This is a genomic window from Maridesulfovibrio salexigens DSM 2638 (assembly GCF_000023445.1).
Classification (GTDB): domain Bacteria; phylum Desulfobacterota; class Desulfovibrionia; order Desulfovibrionales; family Desulfovibrionaceae; genus Maridesulfovibrio; species Maridesulfovibrio salexigens.
This window is the reverse complement of record NC_012881.1, coordinates 164,203-180,438: the sequence shown is the minus strand read 5'-3', so window position 1 is coordinate 180,438 and position 16,236 is coordinate 164,203. Positions and strand designations below refer to the sequence as shown.

Genomic DNA, 16,236 nt, shown 5'->3' with positions numbered 1-16,236 from the left:
AATCCCTAATCAAATGCAAGGGACTCCAAGATAGAATTGGAAACCAGCATGCCGTTTTTGGTCAGCCGCAGGTAGCCTGCGCTCATACGCACCAGACCATTCTTATGCAGGGCACTGATGATGGAAGTCTTTTCCTTGGTCAGGTCACGCCCGGTAAGTTCCGTATAGTCAGAAAGCTTAAGACCTTTTGTCGTGCGCAGACAAAGCATGATCAATTCCTGAGCCTTGATTTCATCGGTAAGTTCTTCGAAATCTTCTCCCAGAAAGCCACCGCGCACAGCAGCGTCATACTCATCCAGATAGCGCGGGTTGGTGAACCTGCGGTTTCCGATTGTAGATACAGCAGAAGGCCCAAGACCAAGGTAATCAAGACGGTCCCAATATCCTTGGTTGTGACGGGAAATAAAACCCATACGTGCGAAATTTGAAATCTCGTACTGAATGTAGCCCATAGCTTCCAGATATTCGGCACCGTAAATGAACATACGGGCCTGCTCGCCGTCAGGAGGCAGTTCCATATCCAAATCCTCAGCTCGTTGCCCAAAAACAGTCCCCGGTTCAATGGACAGCCCGTAACAGGACATATGTTCCGGTTTAAGCTGCACCACAGCCTTAAGTTCGTTATTCCAGTCCTTAACCTTCTGGCGCGGCAAACCCCAGATCAAATCGATGCTGATATTGCCGAATCCGGCTTTACGAGCCATGTAATATGCATCAGCTGCCTGCCTTGCAGAATGCGGACGCCCGAGCATCTCAAGGTTGCGGTCATCTAGAGACTGAAAACCGAGACTGAGGCGATTGATGCCCATATCGTAAAGGGCTTTGAAATATGAAAGGTCATTGGCGGAATCAGGGTTGGCCTCAAGGGTGATTTCCATACCCTTGGTAAAACTGAAGTGCTTGCGCAGGGCATCCATAATCAGCTCAAGCTGAAACGGCGGGATCAGGCTGGGAGTGCCGCCCCCGAAATAGACCGTACCGATGCGTGGATTCTTGAGCCGTTTGCCCCAGAGTTCAATCTCGGAAAGCAGGGTCTTCATATACCATGCAAAACCGACCTGTTCAAAAGGCTGGGAATGGAAGGCGCAATAGTTACATTTGCGTTTGCAGAAAGGCACGTGAATGTAGACCAGAAGGTTTCTGGCCTCACTGCCGTCTCCACGCAACAGCGGGGCATTAAAAAATGCGGGAGTCAGTCCCATTAATAGAAATCCTTTAATGGGATGCGCTTTGGAATCCCTATTAGTTGGAATGAATCAATCAGCAAAGCTGCTAACGGCTGATCCAGAGAGTAGCTCCCTCCAATTGATGCAGGAGCTTTACACTTAACGAACGGGGAAAAAGCTTTTCAATGGCTGTCTTATCATGCTTGCCACGTCCGGCAGCTACAGCGGCATAAGGTTTTCTGGCAACTTCCGCCAGAATAGCCTTGGTGACATCATCACTGTCTACAACAAGCTCTTTGATACGTTCAGGAGCTACGCCGTTGCCTTCAAGGTGTTCGCGAGTAATCTCAAAAATATCTTCTGATGTTGTCGCACCCTTCTCCCGGGAGTCATGGACATGAAACATGGTGATGTCGTGATTGGGATTGTCTCCAAGCACGAATCCCACATGATCCGCAATTCTCTGCGAAGGTGCATCTTCATCCACGCAAAGCAGTACGTCCTTTCGTGCGAGCTCTTCCGGGCATTTGCAAAACCATAGTGGAAAGTCAACTTCTTCCCATATTACCTTGGAACCGACACTGTAATCGAAAAATTCTTCGAGCACGGACTGAGCCTGACGACTTAGTATAACCGCATCGTACATCCCCTTGTGCCCTTCCTGAACAATCTCGCGTGCAGTATTTCCACGGGAATGGATACTCTTCACATCAATTTTGCTATCTGCACAAAAACTGTTGTCGATGAACCATTGCCGGGTTTCATCCAGCAACTTGCGTCCCTTTGCCATAGCCCCCTTGCTCCAAGAATTCATAGGAGGAGCAACATGAAACAAAGTAATGCGCACATCGCACGGAGAGTGAAAAAAATTCTTTATAAATCTGACCGCATATGAAGATGCAGAGTCCCCACGGACACAAACCAGAAGATGCTTTTCCATGCTTACCTCAATCTGTTGCTGTCAAAATATATAAAAAGCAGGCACACTACTTTCGAATACAATCATTTAAAACAGGATAACCATAGAGAAGCATTAAAACAAGCTAGTTTTTTTTCAAATCATTCTCGTAACGCTCATTTTCACTGAACAAACATCCGCAATACTGCTGGCGATAGATTTCCATTTCCTTAGAACGCTCAATGCCCTCTTTCCAGCCTTCCCTGAAGTCGTAATAGTAAAATTCACATTTGCTTTTCCCGGCCATATCTTTCCCGAGTTCGGCAATACGTTCGTGCTGCTGGAATTTACTATAGAGCAAGGTGGTGGTGTAGAAATCAAACCCACCACGCTTGGCAAGGGAAAGAGTCCGCTCCAACCGATCCGCATAACAATGGAAACAACGGTTTGCTTCGCGAAAGGCAGCATTGCGGAACCACTTCTTGGAATCATACTCATCCAGCCTGCCGATGACCTTCACATTCATCTTTTCACAGACTTCAAGAAAACCTTCCCTACGGCGCAGGTACTCCTGCAGGGGGTGAATATTGGGATTGTAAAAAAATGCAGAGACTTCAAAGCCCTGATCGCGCAAAGCATCAATTGTGGTGATGGAGCACGGACCGCAACAGGCATGAAGGAGAATTCTTTTAGAGGACATAGTCTTAAATTATTAGAGGGGGAGCGTTTTAGCACTCCCCCTCTAATTTATTAGTTATTCATTCCACTGGATTTCGATGTTAATCTTGGTACCGAACATCTTCTCATACTGAGAGATTGCATCGCGCTTGTGGTTGAGTAGGTAAAGAGCCAACTCTTCCTCGGCATCGTAGACCAACGGGGATTCGCAGTTAGGTCTGCGAAGCATACGATAAATATCTTTGATGGCCTGCATAGCCTGCCATTCCATGTTGCGACGAATACCGGTACCGTCACAGCAGGGACAAGCCTCGGTGGAAACCGCAATTGCGGATGATCCCAGACGCTGGCGAACCAGTTCCATAAGCCCAAAACGGGAAATACGGCCGACATCGGTACGCGCACGGTCGCCCTTAAGAGCTGCCCGCATGGTCTTTTCTACCTCGCGGCAATGCTTGGGGTCTTTCATCTCAATAAAGTCGATAACAACCTGACCGCCAAGGTCACGCAGCTTGAGCTGGCGGGCGATCATTTCGGCACTTTCCTTGTTGGTTTTGAGAGCCATTTCCTTGAAATTGCGCTCGCCGCCAATCTTGCCGGAGTTGATATCGATTGCGGTCAGGGCCTCGGTCTGGTCGAAGACAAGTCGTCCACCGGAGGGCAGGTTAACCTCACGACCGTAAATCTGCTCGATCTGCTTAACAAGGTTAAACCGTTCCCAGAGAGATTTGTCAGTATCGGAATGGAGTTTAACCAGATTGGAACGGCGCGGGAAAGAAAGAGTTGCCAGTTTCTTTACCTGCTCAAGGGTTTCCTGATCATCAACCCAGATTTCAACAACATCGGAAGACAAGTAATCGCGCACGGCACGGGCTGCCAGTCCCATTTCCTCATAAACGAGGGACGGCGGCTTGGCGTCCTGTCCTTTTTCGCGGATGTCATTCCAAAGACGAGTCAGGAATTTAAAGTCGCGGCGCAGGGCTGATTTGCTCTGTCCCTTGCTGGCGGTACGAACAATAACTCCCACCCCCGCTCCGGGATTGACCTCATCGATAAGTTCCTTGAGTCTTTCGCGCTCTTTTTCGTCTTCAATCTTGCGGGAAATACCGATCTGCTCGCGTCCGGGAGTAAGAACAAAGTAACGGCCCGGAATAGAAAGATATGAGGAAAGGAATGCACCCTTCTTACCGGTAGGTTCTTTCACTACCTGTACGAAAATTTCCTGTCCCGGCTTAAGAACCTTCTGGAGCAGGGGATAACGGTGACCTTTCTTGAGCTTATAAGCACCCTGATAGTATTCAGGATGCACTTCATCAACCTGTAGGAAGCCATTACGCTCAGCCCCGTAGTTGATGAAAGCCGCCTGTAACGCGGCATCAATGTTATGAATGTAACCTTTGTAGATGTTACCTTTGGTCTTGGCCTGATGGAGCATTTCTACGTAATACTCGATGACCTGACCTTCCTGAGTCAGCGCGACCTCCACCTGTTCGCCGGGGAGAACGCTGATGAACATTTTCTCTTTTTTCTTCTGCTTTTTACCTGTCATTTTTAATCCAAAGAAAAGTTTTTAAATTTTCCCCGGACTCAGCAGCTAAATTCATGATTCTCCGTCAAGCCTGCAATCGTAATAAATATCATTTCCAGTCTGCCTGACGTGCAGTTTACCGCTTTTTTCCAGTTCTGCCAGAACCTGTTCCACCCTTTCCAAGGGGACATCAAGTGCTCCGGCGAGCTGTTGCGCTGTCTGCGGCCTGCGCATGATAGAAGCCTGAATCCGGTCAAATGCGTGGGAGCCTTCGCCCTGCACATGGGCAATGGTCTCATCACCGCTCCTTTTCTTTGCGCCGGTATCCGGTCCGCAATCCCTGTCTTTACAGGGCGCGGCATCAAGAACCTTTTTCCAGCGGCCTAGGGTCTCGGAATCAACCGGACCGGCCTTCTCCAGAGTCCCGGGACGCGAAAGTGTGACCACATCAATGCGGTCCGGGGCAAGTTTGGAACAGAAATCTTTCATCAAAGAGAGGTTTTCGTCCGAATCGTTGTATCCCCGTGAAAGGAGCACTTCCAGAAAAATCTTACCATTAAATTCCTTGCGGAATTCGATCAGGGCTTTGGCAATTGCCGTAGGGTCAGTCCCTTTGCACGGCCTGTTTATGGCCCTGAATTCCGAAGCAACAAGGGAATCCATAGAAGGAAGCACCACATCAGCTTCCAGCAATTCCTTTCTCACTTCGGGGTCCGTCATGGCGGTCGCGTTTGTCAGCACGGCCACAGGCATAGACGGGAAAAGTTTTTTTATGCCGCGAATTACTTCGGGCATTTCAGAGTTGAGGGTCGGTTCCCCGAGTCCCCCAAGGGTAATAAACTCAGGCGGCTGATGCCCCTCCTGCTTCCAATTTTCTAATTCTCTAAGAATTTCAGCCGCGGGCACATAAACATCACGTTCACCAGTGAGCAGATCAGTCTTGCCCACTTCGCAATACACACAATCCATAGAGCAAACCCTGCGACCAAGCAGGTCCAGCCCCAGTGAACGACCTATCCTGCCGGAAAAAACCGGCCCGAAGACATATCTATAACCCATAACGGCCTCATCAAGAAGCAAAAAAATCAATTAAATTTGATGCGCTTCGCACTTTTTTTTCATCAAAAAAGACTTCGCCGTTGTCAACGTAACAAGCGTGCCTCTTAATTCCAACTGTGATTTTTGCGGGAGATGTGTAAAAATAACTGCGCGAAGATAAATTTCATTCAATGCGGTAGTTAAGCATTTATTCTTAAATGTCAAAAAACTCAAGTGGTATATACATCACTGCAAATGGTGCTTTATCCACCCTCTGAATGCATTAAATATTGACTTTGGACGGTTTCATCCGTAATCGGGCCATAGAACAATTCAGGAGGAAGTCTAATGCTTGAAGCTGGACAACTAATTTTGCTCGTAAACCCCAAAGGCAAGCGCTACCTGCGCACTCTTAATGCCGGGGAAGAAATACATACACATGACGGCATGATGTACACCGATGACATCCTTGCCGCCGGGTACGGAAAGGTTGTGGAAACCCATCTGGGCCACAAATACCAGCTCCTCAAACCCACCATCTACGATATCATCAAGGGCCTCAAACGCCAGACCCAGATCATGTACCCCAAAGAGATCAGCTACCTGCTGCTCAAACTGGGCATCGGTCCCGGCACCCGTGTAGTCGAATCCGGCTCCGGTTCCGGTGGCCTGACCACTGCTCTGGCCTACTACGTAGGTGATACCGGTAAGGTATACACCCACGAAAAACGCCCCGAATTTTACAAGCTGGTCCGCAAGAACCTTGAATGGGCCGGACTTGAGCACCGCGTTGAGCAGTTCAACCTGAACATCGAAGACGGCTTCCTCGCCAGCGATTGCGACGCCCTCTTCCTCGACGTACCCAACCCCTGGGATTATCTGCACCACATTCCCAAAGCAGTAATCCCCGGCGCAATGTGCGGTTTCCTGCTGCCGACCACCAATCAGGTCAGCGATCTTTTGAAAGCCATGGAAAGTGCGCCTTTCGAAGAGCAGGAAGTATGCGAAATTCTCGTTCGCCGCTACAAGCCCATCGCAGAACGTCTGCGCCCCGAAGACCGCATGGTAGCCCACACCGGATACCTAGTCTTCGCCCGTAACATGGCAGGCTGCGAAATGAGCGTAGAAGCGCCCAAGAAAAAGCGTGAGAATCGCGGCAAACCCGCTGCTGATAAATATCATGTAGATAGAAAAGACATGATTCACGCCAAGAAAGACGTGCCAGAAGCTGCTGAAGAAGCTAAGCCTAAATCCAATGAGGAGAAGGCTGAGTAAGTTTGGTTGTGGATAATTGAAGATATGAATGATGAAAGCCGGGTCTCCGTGAGGAGGCCCGGCTTTTTTTGATTGAAATGTCACATAACAAACAACCATTTGCTTTTGGGGCAAATATATCGTTTTGATACTAACAACTGACTTAAAATGGCCGCCCGTTGTTGATATCTCTTTCAGTCTGACTTGTTGAAACATCTGCGGGTCTAACCATGAGCCTCGTGACTACACCAATTAATGCTTTTCTAAGTTTAGGATTATTCGAAGTCCACTCAACAACAGCATAACCATAAACAGATTGATTAAGTCTTGAAGACTTAAGCTCATAGCTACGCGTGGAATATGGAGGGATATCAAAAGTATCAGTACCACTTGCAAGCTCTTGGTAATTGGGACTCCCCCCAGTACGAATCGTCCCATAAGAAGAAATGTCCTCTCCATCGTGATTAAAAACAGTAACCTTGCACTGGACGGTCTCTCCCGTAATATTACTCAACCTTAATGATGTAGAATAAAAATTGACATTTGAAACGTACCGATGGTCCACCCCTGCGACCACAGCACTACCTTGTGCATTGAAACTAGTTGCACTGGCGACTCCGCACATCAACATAAAGATTGCTACGGACATCACGCATGCTTTCATCAAATTTCGCATAGAAAAACTCCTAATTAACATTAAAAACTCTACTAAAGTTATTTTCAACATAAGACGAATAAGAACTTTGTAATTATATGTCAATCAGAAGCCAAAGCTACTCACTTCACCCTCTCCAAAACCCCACACAAACTCTTCAAAACATACCCAGCAATCAACTCAATAAATTCAATCTTGTCGTCCTCAAGATTACGCTTCTCCAAAGCATTGTAATAAGCCAGACGACTCTCAGTATCCCCGGCGATATTAACTACCAAGTAACCACGCTGCATCAAGATTAAATTCATTACTAAGCGTGCTGTTCGCCCGTTGCCGTCTATGAATGGGTGTATGGTAGCAATACGCTCATGCACTTCCGCAGCGAGAACAACGGGATGTAGCACAGGCTCATTCTCAGCATACCACGCAACCATCTGCTCCATTAGAATAGGAACCTGCCACGGCTGCGGGGGAATGTGGCGGCTGCCGGAAATAGCAACAGGAACACTGCGGTAGCGTCCTGCGTTTTCGCGATCTATGCCTTGCAGGATGATGCCGTGAATGTCTTTGATGACCTTCTCTGAAAAATTTGTGGATTCTGCGGTCAACTCGCGAACGTACTGGATAGCTTCGTAATGGTTGACCGCTTCAAGGTGCTCCTGCATTGACTTGCCGCCGATGGTCAGCCCCTTGTTAATGACAAGGTCGGTCTCGCGCAGGGTCAGGGTGTTACCTTCAATGCGGTTACTATCATAGGTATATTCAATATTCAGCGCTTCCACGATCTGAGGACTGACGGAATCGCGACAAGCATCAAGCTGTGCTTTACGCTCATCAATTTCGCTCAACAGCGCAGTCAGGGCTTCGGGTTTAAGGTAATCAGTAGGCATAGGAACTCCTTTAACACAAAGTATTTGCTTAGCCTATGAAGGTCAATCGGCTATCAAAGAATAAAGCCCCGCACTCATCCGAGCACGGGGCTTTTCAAATCTCCAACAAAACTTCAACAACTAGCGGATATGCTTATTAATAGCGGCCTCGTCCTTACGCCGCTGCACCTCATTCGCAACCACAGCAGGCACGCAAACCATGCCCACGGGATTGAAGATTGTCCGCAGTGACTTTGCTAACACCAAGGCCACCGGGATACCCACAATTGATATTGCCAGACCTACTATCTGACAGATGGTTATCACCGCGAAGATGATCCCGAAGGGAATCCATAGAATCATGATGATTGTGGAATAGGCTTCCCAAGCGGGGTTGCTTTCCACATTGAGATCCTCCTTGGAAACCATGGACCAACTAAAAGGTGCAAAAAGAAACTTACTGTACTGGATCAACCCCAGACCGAGCGGTGAAGCAACTACGGTCAGCACCAGCAGTGAGCCGAGCAGGAAAAACATGATCGCGTTTATGAATCCGAAGAAAGGGAAATACCACAAGATGTTTCCGAGTGTTCTCATTTTAATCTCCAATGTTTAAAGTACAGTCATCCACAATAACCTGCATTGCAGAAGCCTGTATATTTTCTTTTCCCCTTATCCCGAAAAAACATCAAGTCTTTCCCGCATACAAAAACACCCCGGCACGACCATACTAGGACGCACCGGGGTTTACTTACATTCAAACAACAGCCGAAACTATTTCGACCATTCCCTGATCTTCTTGATTTCTTCCTGATCCACCTGAATGTGTTCCAAGAAGGCCTGATGCTTTTCCGGGTAAAGCTTTTCAAAAGCCTTATGCCAGTTGTGCATGTCCTCGTCACTGAATCCGGCTTCACGGAAGATTTCAGTCCATTTTTCCTTATCCATTGTCCTCTCCTGATCTTGGTCTGCAGCCATGTGGCCGCATGGCTGCGGTTATATTAATCTGCAGATTGCTGCTTATTATTTCTTACGCGCGATGTAGAAGGCATAACCCACGGCATGCCCATACTTACGCATGATTTCCATTTCGCGGCGCAGGTTTTCTTCCAGCACTCCCATCTCGGAATTATCTTTGTTGTCTTCGGCATATCCCGGCAGATTACGCTCCATTTCAGCGTAATAGATATCCCACCAGTCGGATTCAGGCTCGATGAAATATCCGGTAACCTCATAACCATGCCTTTCCATAATCTCGATGTTCCCGCGCACGGACTTCATTTCCGGATAGATATTCTGGAAGAACTCCACTGCTTCATCGGGACGCTCGTCGCCGAGCCATGCCAGTTCACTCAAGCAGATATAACCGCCCGGCTTGATGAACTTCTTCCACTTGGAAACACCGTTCTCAAAACCTGTAATGAAGATGGCACCTTCGCACCAAATCATGTCATATGACTCAGCGTCATAATCCATCTCGTTCATGTCGCCGAGAACGGTTGTAATGCGTTCTGTAAAGCCTGCCTTGGCTGCTTCCTTCTCCAGCACATCCAAGACAGCCTGACGATTGTCGAGGGCTGTAAACTCCATATCCGTGACTTCACAGAGGGCTATGGTCTCGATCCCGGTTCCGCAACCGATATTGAGGACTTTGGCCTTTTCAGGCAGGCCGCGAACCATGCTCAAGGCTTTCTTAGTACTCTCTACACTTCCGGGCCCAAGCTTTGCCAGTGTGTCGAAAAAGTTCAAAAACAATTTCATATATTTCTCGCTGATTTGTTGTACTTTGATGATCCTTTGCGGTCCTGAAGACCACTTGCGGATCAAACGTATTTCATCGTCCGGTATCTGCAAATATTCCAAAAACTGCTGATGCTTGTCTGGATGGGTACGCTCAAAGGCCTTATGCCAATCTTCCATATCCTTTTCACTGAAACCGGATGAGCGCAGCACTTCGGTCCAAGCCGCCTTGTCGAGCTTTGCGGATTTGACATCCGGTGAACTCTTCAGAATCCCGGAAATGAACTCCCGCTGTTCATGCAGGGAGGCTATCTCCTCATTGAGTTCCTTCAGCCGAGTCTCCAGCACACCGGTTATACCGCTAACAGGCGAATCAAGAATCACCTTGATCTCCTTAAGCGGTATCCCGGCTCTGCGATAATGGCAGATATGAGCCAGTCTCTTTTCCTCATCCGCACCATATGAACGATACTCGCCCTTCATATGAGCAGACGGCGAAAGCAGCCCGATTGAATCATAATAAAGCAGCGTACTGCGCGAGAGGCCGTATTTTTTAGCCAGCCGCCCCACAGTCAAACCTGACGATGTTTTAACCATATTCAACTCCATGCATAGCTATGCGATGAACCTAACATGAACTATGAAGTTATAGACAGGTCAAAGACTTTTTTGATGCTTCAAACTCAAATTTTTCAAAAGAATTGTCACAGCCCAACTCAATTGCTATTGTTGAACTATATATTTATATCACTACAAATATGCCCAGATTAAGAGGACTCCCAATGAAGTTACTTAAAATTAAATCAGTTGTCTTAATCACATTTTTTTTGCTTTCATTACCGACTGTATCATGTGCTCAAGACAACGTTCATTACCAAGCGGCTATGGAGTTAACAGAACTTACCTATGACCCTGATATGTTTTGCAAGGGATTTCTCTACACAGCTACAATCGCATTTGGAGGTCAAATCAACAAAAATCCAGAACTTGCTAAATACAAAGAGCAAATCATAGAAATATTTCAGGATGTAATCACAAAAGCTTTATACGAGAAAAGAAATCAGGATCTCTTTAAACAAACATACGCTGAAATTTATACGCAGGAATTCAGCATAACAGAACTACATGAAATATCGGCATTTTATAAAACCAAAGCAGGTAAAAGACTGATTAAGAAAATGCCTGTAATATTGAGTAAATGGAAACAACGGGCCAACCGGATCGCCAGCAGCATTATGTCGTTAAAATATGAGCAGATGCTTGAAGAAAGAATGGCCGAATTAATAAAAAGTAAATCAGTTCATAAGTAATTATTAACGATCAGTTTCACTTTACCAAAAAAGACCGCAATATCTCGAAAGATATTGCGGTCTTTTTACTAGACGTATTTTACAAGCTACGAGGCGAAGCCAAACTAAAAGTTTTTGAAGCGTCCAAAGAAACTTGTTTTAAAAAGTTTCTTTGGTCCCGCTGAAAGCGCCGCCGGAGGCATACCTTTATGCCTTTGCGTCAGCCTCGTCCTTAGCGCGGATCTCGGCACGCTTGATCTTGCCGCTGATGGTCTTGGGCAATTCTGTCACGTAATCGATGATACGCGGGTATTTGTAAGGCGCGGTAACCTTCTTAACGTGGTTCTGCAATTCCTTGGTCAACTCCTCGCTACCTTCGTAGCCGGGAGCGAGAACAACAGTTGCTTTTACGGCCTGACCACGAACATCACAAGGCACACCTGTTACGGCCGCTTCTACAATGGCATCGTGGGTGATCAGCGCAGACTCAACTTCGAAGGGTCCGATACGGTAACCGGAACTTTTGATCAGGTCATCAGTACGGCCGAGGAACCAGTAATAGCCGTCCTCGTCCATCCAAGCCTTGTCACCGGTCTGGTAGTAACCGTCGACCATGACATTTTCGGTCTTCTGCGGCTCATCGAGGTATCCGGTGAACAGACCAACGGGACGGGGATCCAGCTTGACGCAGATCTGTCCTTCTTCACCGGGAGCACAAAGGTTGCCTTCGGTGTCGATAAGCGCAATATCCCAGCCCGGACAAGGCTTACCGATGGACCCCGGCTTAGGGGTCATATTGGGGAAAGTTGCGATCTGGAGCACGGATTCAGTCTGTCCGTAACCTTCATAGAGAGGCAGTCCGGTAGCTTCTTTCCATGCTTCAAACACAGATGCGTTAAGCAGTTCACCTGCGGTGGTGCAGTGCGTGAGCGCGGAAAGGTCGTACTTTGAAAGATCTTCGCGGATCATGAAACGGTAAACTGTGGGAGGTGCGCAAAAACTGGTGACCTTGTTGTCAGCCAGAACACGCAGCAGCTCGGAAGGCTCAAACTTGCCACGGAAATCCCAGACAAATACCACAGCACCAGCCATCCACTGACCGTAATATTTACCCCAGACAGCCTTACCCCAACCGGTATCAGCAAGGGTCAGGTGAACGGCACCGGGCTCAAGATCGTGCCAGTAAGCACCGGTCACATAGTGGCCAAGCGGATAGTTGTGAGTGTGCTCAACCATCTTCGGCTGTCCGGTTGTACCGGAAGAGAAGAAGATGAGCAGAGAATCATCACCGCCAGCGCAATCAGCCGGACGGGGGAAAGAGTCAGAAGCTTCACCACAGATGGTTTCGAAATCAAGCCAGCCGTCATGCAGATCGCCTTCACCAGCCTGAACCATTACCTTGAGGGACGGGCAGCTCTTGTGAGCTTCATCAGCACGGTCAGCTACGGAATCTTCAGCGATGATGCCTTTGATCTTGGCAAAATTAACTCGGAATTGAATATCCTTCACAGTAAGCAGGTTCGGTGAAGGTACGGGCACAGCACCTATCTTATGACAGGCCAGCATTGATACCCACCAGTCGATGCGGCGGTAAAGGATGATCATGATGCGGTCACCCTTTTCTACCCCGGCCTTGCTTAGAGCATTGGCGAGGCGTGCGGACTTCTTGGAAAAGAAGTCGAAATCTTTTTCAGTGCGGGTGCCGTCCGGTCCGACATGGATCATTGCCAAGCGGCTGGGATCATCAGCGGCGATCTTGTCCACGCAATCAAAGGCAAAGTTGTAATTATCGGGAACTTCTGTCTTGTATTCGGTACAGAACTCTTCGTTAGAGCCGTATTTCTGCTTTTCCATTATCTTATATCTCCACGGAGGATAGCTTTATATCCTGATATTTGCTGTTGGTTGACGTTATATTCTCTAATGTAAAAACCGTGTTTTTTACCGCAGGACGACTGTGCCCTATGAGCAGCAAGCGACCTGTAGCGTGACATCCAAAATAAATTTCTATTTATTTCTTTTAAAATTCATCCAGATGAATTTTATGGGTGCCACGCTAGAGAATGACGTCCAGCATGCGAGCGGATTTGCCGTCAAGACCTCGCAGAGCGTGGGGAGTATTGGAATCAAAGTAGAGGGAATCGCCTTCTTCAAGCTCAAGCACGGAATCGTCGAGCCTTAACTCAAGACGTCCTTCAAGCACGTAAATGAACTCCTGCCCGCGATGGGTGGTGAAATTCATATCGGCAACCTCTTTGGACGGTACTTCGACCATGAAAGGTTCCATGCGGCGGCCTACGAAAGTAGAAGCAAGGTTCTTGTAGTCATAGTCTTTACGACGGTCGACATTAAGACCTTTGCCGTTGCGCACCAGTGCATAGTTGGTCAGGTGGGCTTCACTGCCGGAAATCAACACTGTCAGGCTGACTCCGCAAAGGTGGGCCACATCCATCAGATAACTGACCGGAATCTCCACAGTACCGGATTCGTACTGCGCAGCACGTTCAGGGGTAACCCCGACCTTCTCGGCCAGCTCTTCAACGCTCATATCCATTGCATCACGCAGGCCCGCAAGCCTCGGTGCAATTTCTTTATAAGCCTGTTCGTTACTCATCTTGCCTCCATTTGCCTCCGGCGGCCCTTCGGGGACCAGAGAAACTTTTTGCAAAAGTTTCTCTGGACTCTTCAAAACCTTTTATCAAGGCTCCGCCACCGTCAGCACAAAATAGTCATTTTAAAATGCAAAATTCCCAAATTTACCTCCTGACAAAAACTAACAAAAGGTTTTGGGATTCTTAAACCCTTTTGCCAAAAGGGTTTAAGGCCCCCGGCAGGTCCGCCGGAGGCTTATAAATTATGCGTCAGGATAAAGCTCTGCAGCCATATCCCGGAGTTTGTATTTCTGAATCTTGCCGCTTGCGGTCATGGGGTAAGCGTCAAGGAAAGTAATGAACTTGGGAATCTTGTAGCGGGAAATCTGACCACGGCAGTAGTCGATAACATCCTGCTTGGTCATTTCTACACCATCCTTAAGGATAATGAACGCTCCGACCTGCTCCCCGTACTTTTCGCTGGGCACCCCAGCCACCTGAACATCGAGAATACCGTCCATGGTGTAGAGGAACTCTTCAATTTCACGCGGATAGATATTCTCACCGCCACGGATGATCATATCCTTGAGGCGTCCGGTTACATCAACATACCCTTCGTCATCCATGGTTCCGAGGTCGCCGGAATGAAGCCATCCGTTCATATCAATAGTGGAATTGGTGGCTTCAGGGTTGTTGTAGTAGCCCTTCATTACGTTGTAGCCGCGACAGCAGATTTCGCCTGTTTCACCGTTTTCGCACATCTCACCAGTTTCCGGGTTGATGATGGCAACTTCGATTTCAGGCATAGCCCGCCCGACTGTTTCGGTACGGCGCTGGATGCTGTCAGTCATGCGGGTCTGGGTCATAACCGGGGAAGCCTCGGTCAGACCGTAGCAGATCGTAATGTCGGTCATGTTCATCTTGTCCATAACCTTCTTCATGACCTCAATAGGACATGGCGATCCGGCCATAATACCGGTACGCAGGGAAGAATAGTCGAACTTGGTGAACAGCTTATGTTCAAGGATAGCGATGAACATGGTCGGTACGCCGTAAAGGGCGGTACACTTTTCCTGATCAACGGAAGCCATGACCAGCAGCGGGTCAAATCCTTCAAGGATGACCATTGTGGTTCCATGGTTCACCGCAGCCAGAACACCTAGAACACAACCGAAGCAATGGAATAGAGGCACGGGCAGACAAAGACGGTCACCGGGCTTAAAGCCCTGGTTCTCACCGATCCAGAATCCGTTGTTACCGATATTGTAGTGAGTCAGCTGAACACCTTTAGGGAACCCGGTGGTTCCTGAAGTGTACTGCATGTTAACAACATCATGCGGATCAAGCGTTGCCTGACGCGCTTCGTAATCATCTTCAGTGGTCACTGCGGAAAGGTTGATAACCTCAGCCATGGAATACATGCCGCGGTGCTTTTCCTGACCGAGGAAAAATACCCTTTTGAGATCGGGGAATTTTTCGCTTTTGAGGTAACCGCGTTCCTGAGTCTTAAGTTCGGGAATCAGGTCATATGCAGTCTGGAGATAATCAATCTCTCTAAAACCATCAATGATGACGAGGTTTTCGCACTCTGACTGCTTGAGCAGGTATTCCAGCTCGGTGGTGCGATAAAAAGTATTAACGGTCAGCAGGATAGCCCCGATTTTCGCTGTAGCGAACTGCAATGCTACCCAGTAAGGCACGTTGGTAGCCCAAACAGCGACCTTCTCACCTTTCTTGACCCCGAGAGCCATAAGGCCCATGGCCAGATCATCCACCAGTTCACCGAATTCACGGTAAGTCAGGCGGAAATCGCGGTCCACATAAACAACGGCTTCCTGATCGGGCCATTTTTCAACAGCCTCATCCAGCAATGCCCCGAGAGTAATTTCCCTAAGATGTGATTGTTCCATGAAACTCCTCTCTTATTCCGGGAAATAAAGAACCGCGTAGATATCACACTTTTCATTGCCATCAGCAGCAACATAGTGCGGAACTACGGAATTGAAATAAACGCTGTCGCCTGCTTCCAGCACGCTTTCTTCCTTGCCGTAAACAACTTTAAGCTTACCGGAAACAACGATAATGAACTCCTCGCCTTCATGAGAGGTCAGCTTGGGCTCTCCGTCCTCAGGCTGGATTTCAATGAAAAAAGGCTCCATGTGACGATCGCTCTTGCCTTTGGCAAGGGAAAAGTACTTCATGGATGCGGTCTTTTCCTGATCGGAATGCATGGCAAACTCTTCCTTACGCTCGCCAAGCTTAACGATAAGGGGATCTTTGCTGACCTGATCGTCAAGGAAAGTGCCGAGTCTAACGCCAAGGGCTCTTGCAATCTTAAGTAGGGGACCTAGGGAGGGATATTTTTCTTTTTCTTCTACGGCTTCAAGGAAATCAACTCCAAGGCCTGTGCGTGAGGAAAACTCTTCAAGGCTAAGGCCCTGTTTTTCCCTGAATGTCTTAATACGATGTCCTACTTTTGCTTTGCTCATAACTCCCTCTACTGGTCTAAGCCCGTTTTTACGGCATTTTG

Annotated in this window: 16 protein-coding genes; 2 read left to right on the top strand and 14 right to left on the bottom strand. The window is 48.0% G+C overall.

Translation table 11 applies throughout. From position 1 onward, the window contains the following. Positions 1–5: 5 nt before the first annotated feature. From hemW to DESAL_RS00835, 5 genes are all read right to left on the bottom strand, one after another. The gene (gene hemW, locus DESAL_RS00855) at positions 6–1,202 is read right to left on the bottom strand and encodes a radical SAM family heme chaperone HemW (protein ID WP_012765760.1); all 1,197 of its coding nucleotides are present in this window, start codon (positions 1,200–1,202) and stop codon (positions 6–8) included. Positions 1,203–1,272: 70 nt separating this feature from the next. Next, entirely contained in the window at positions 1,273–2,106 is an 834-nt protein-coding gene (locus DESAL_RS00850; protein WP_012765759.1) for a universal stress protein, read from the bottom strand. Positions 2,107–2,209: 103 nt separating this feature from the next. Further along, the gene (locus DESAL_RS00845) at positions 2,210–2,764 is read right to left on the bottom strand and encodes an epoxyqueuosine reductase QueH (RefSeq protein ID WP_012765758.1); all 555 of its coding nucleotides are present in this window, start codon (positions 2,762–2,764) and stop codon (positions 2,210–2,212) included. A gap of 54 nt (positions 2,765–2,818) precedes the next feature. Next, the gene (locus DESAL_RS00840; protein WP_012765757.1) at positions 2,819–4,291 is read right to left on the bottom strand and encodes an Rne/Rng family ribonuclease; all 1,473 of its coding nucleotides are present in this window, start codon (positions 4,289–4,291) and stop codon (positions 2,819–2,821) included. 51 nt (positions 4,292–4,342) lie between these two features. Continuing rightward, complete coding sequence (locus tag DESAL_RS00835; protein ID WP_012765756.1) at positions 4,343–5,329, bottom strand: radical SAM protein; 987 nt, start codon at positions 5,327–5,329, stop codon at positions 4,343–4,345. A 327-nt stretch (positions 5,330–5,656) separates the two neighbouring features. On the opposite strand from DESAL_RS00835, the gene DESAL_RS00830 reads away from it, so the two are divergent. Then, complete coding sequence (locus tag DESAL_RS00830) at positions 5,657–6,583, top strand: tRNA (adenine-N1)-methyltransferase (RefSeq protein ID WP_012765755.1); 927 nt, start codon at positions 5,657–5,659, stop codon at positions 6,581–6,583. 142 nt (positions 6,584–6,725) lie between these two features. Here the strand turns inward: DESAL_RS00830 and DESAL_RS00825 are convergent, their stop codons facing one another. The 5 genes from DESAL_RS00825 to DESAL_RS19540 form a co-directional block, all read right to left on the bottom strand. After that, a complete protein-coding gene (locus DESAL_RS00825) occupies positions 6,726–7,238 on the bottom strand; it encodes a hypothetical protein (protein ID WP_012765754.1) in 513 nt (170 codons plus the stop codon). A 101-nt stretch (positions 7,239–7,339) separates the two neighbouring features. Next, a complete protein-coding gene (locus DESAL_RS00820) occupies positions 7,340–8,107 on the bottom strand; it encodes a Fic family protein (RefSeq protein ID WP_012765753.1) in 768 nt (255 codons plus the stop codon). 120 nt (positions 8,108–8,227) lie between these two features. Further along, positions 8,228–8,683 (bottom strand): YccF domain-containing protein, encoded by a 456-nt coding sequence (locus tag DESAL_RS00815; RefSeq protein ID WP_012765752.1) that lies wholly within the window; start codon positions 8,681–8,683, stop codon positions 8,228–8,230. Positions 8,684–8,860: 177 nt separating this feature from the next. Beyond that, the gene (locus tag DESAL_RS20155; RefSeq protein WP_157046902.1) at positions 8,861–9,034 is read right to left on the bottom strand and encodes a MerR family transcriptional regulator; all 174 of its coding nucleotides are present in this window, start codon (positions 9,032–9,034) and stop codon (positions 8,861–8,863) included. A gap of 75 nt (positions 9,035–9,109) precedes the next feature. Continuing rightward, the gene (locus DESAL_RS19540) at positions 9,110–10,423 is read right to left on the bottom strand and encodes a MerR family transcriptional regulator (RefSeq protein WP_012765751.1); all 1,314 of its coding nucleotides are present in this window, start codon (positions 10,421–10,423) and stop codon (positions 9,110–9,112) included. Between the two features lie 185 nt (positions 10,424–10,608). Between DESAL_RS19540 and DESAL_RS00800 the strand changes: the two genes are divergently transcribed. Continuing rightward, entirely contained in the window at positions 10,609–11,136 is a 528-nt protein-coding gene (locus tag DESAL_RS00800) for a DUF2059 domain-containing protein (RefSeq protein ID WP_012765750.1), read from the top strand. 186 nt (positions 11,137–11,322) lie between these two features. Here DESAL_RS00800 and DESAL_RS00795 read toward each other — a convergent pair whose 3' ends face one another. From DESAL_RS00795 to DESAL_RS00780, 4 genes are all read right to left on the bottom strand, one after another. Continuing rightward, positions 11,323–12,969, bottom strand: a complete 1,647-nt coding sequence (locus tag DESAL_RS00795) for an AMP-binding protein (protein WP_012765749.1) — start codon at positions 12,967–12,969, stop codon at positions 11,323–11,325. 202 nt (positions 12,970–13,171) lie between these two features. Beyond that, positions 13,172–13,729 (bottom strand): helix-turn-helix domain-containing protein, encoded by a 558-nt coding sequence (locus tag DESAL_RS00790; RefSeq protein ID WP_012765748.1) that lies wholly within the window; start codon positions 13,727–13,729, stop codon positions 13,172–13,174. A gap of 240 nt (positions 13,730–13,969) precedes the next feature. After that, a complete protein-coding gene (locus tag DESAL_RS00785) occupies positions 13,970–15,616 on the bottom strand; it encodes an AMP-binding protein (RefSeq protein ID WP_012765747.1) in 1,647 nt (548 codons plus the stop codon). Positions 15,617–15,628: 12 nt separating this feature from the next. Further along, entirely contained in the window at positions 15,629–16,195 is a 567-nt protein-coding gene (locus DESAL_RS00780; protein ID WP_012765746.1) for a helix-turn-helix domain-containing protein, read from the bottom strand. Positions 16,196–16,236 lie beyond the last annotated feature (41 nt).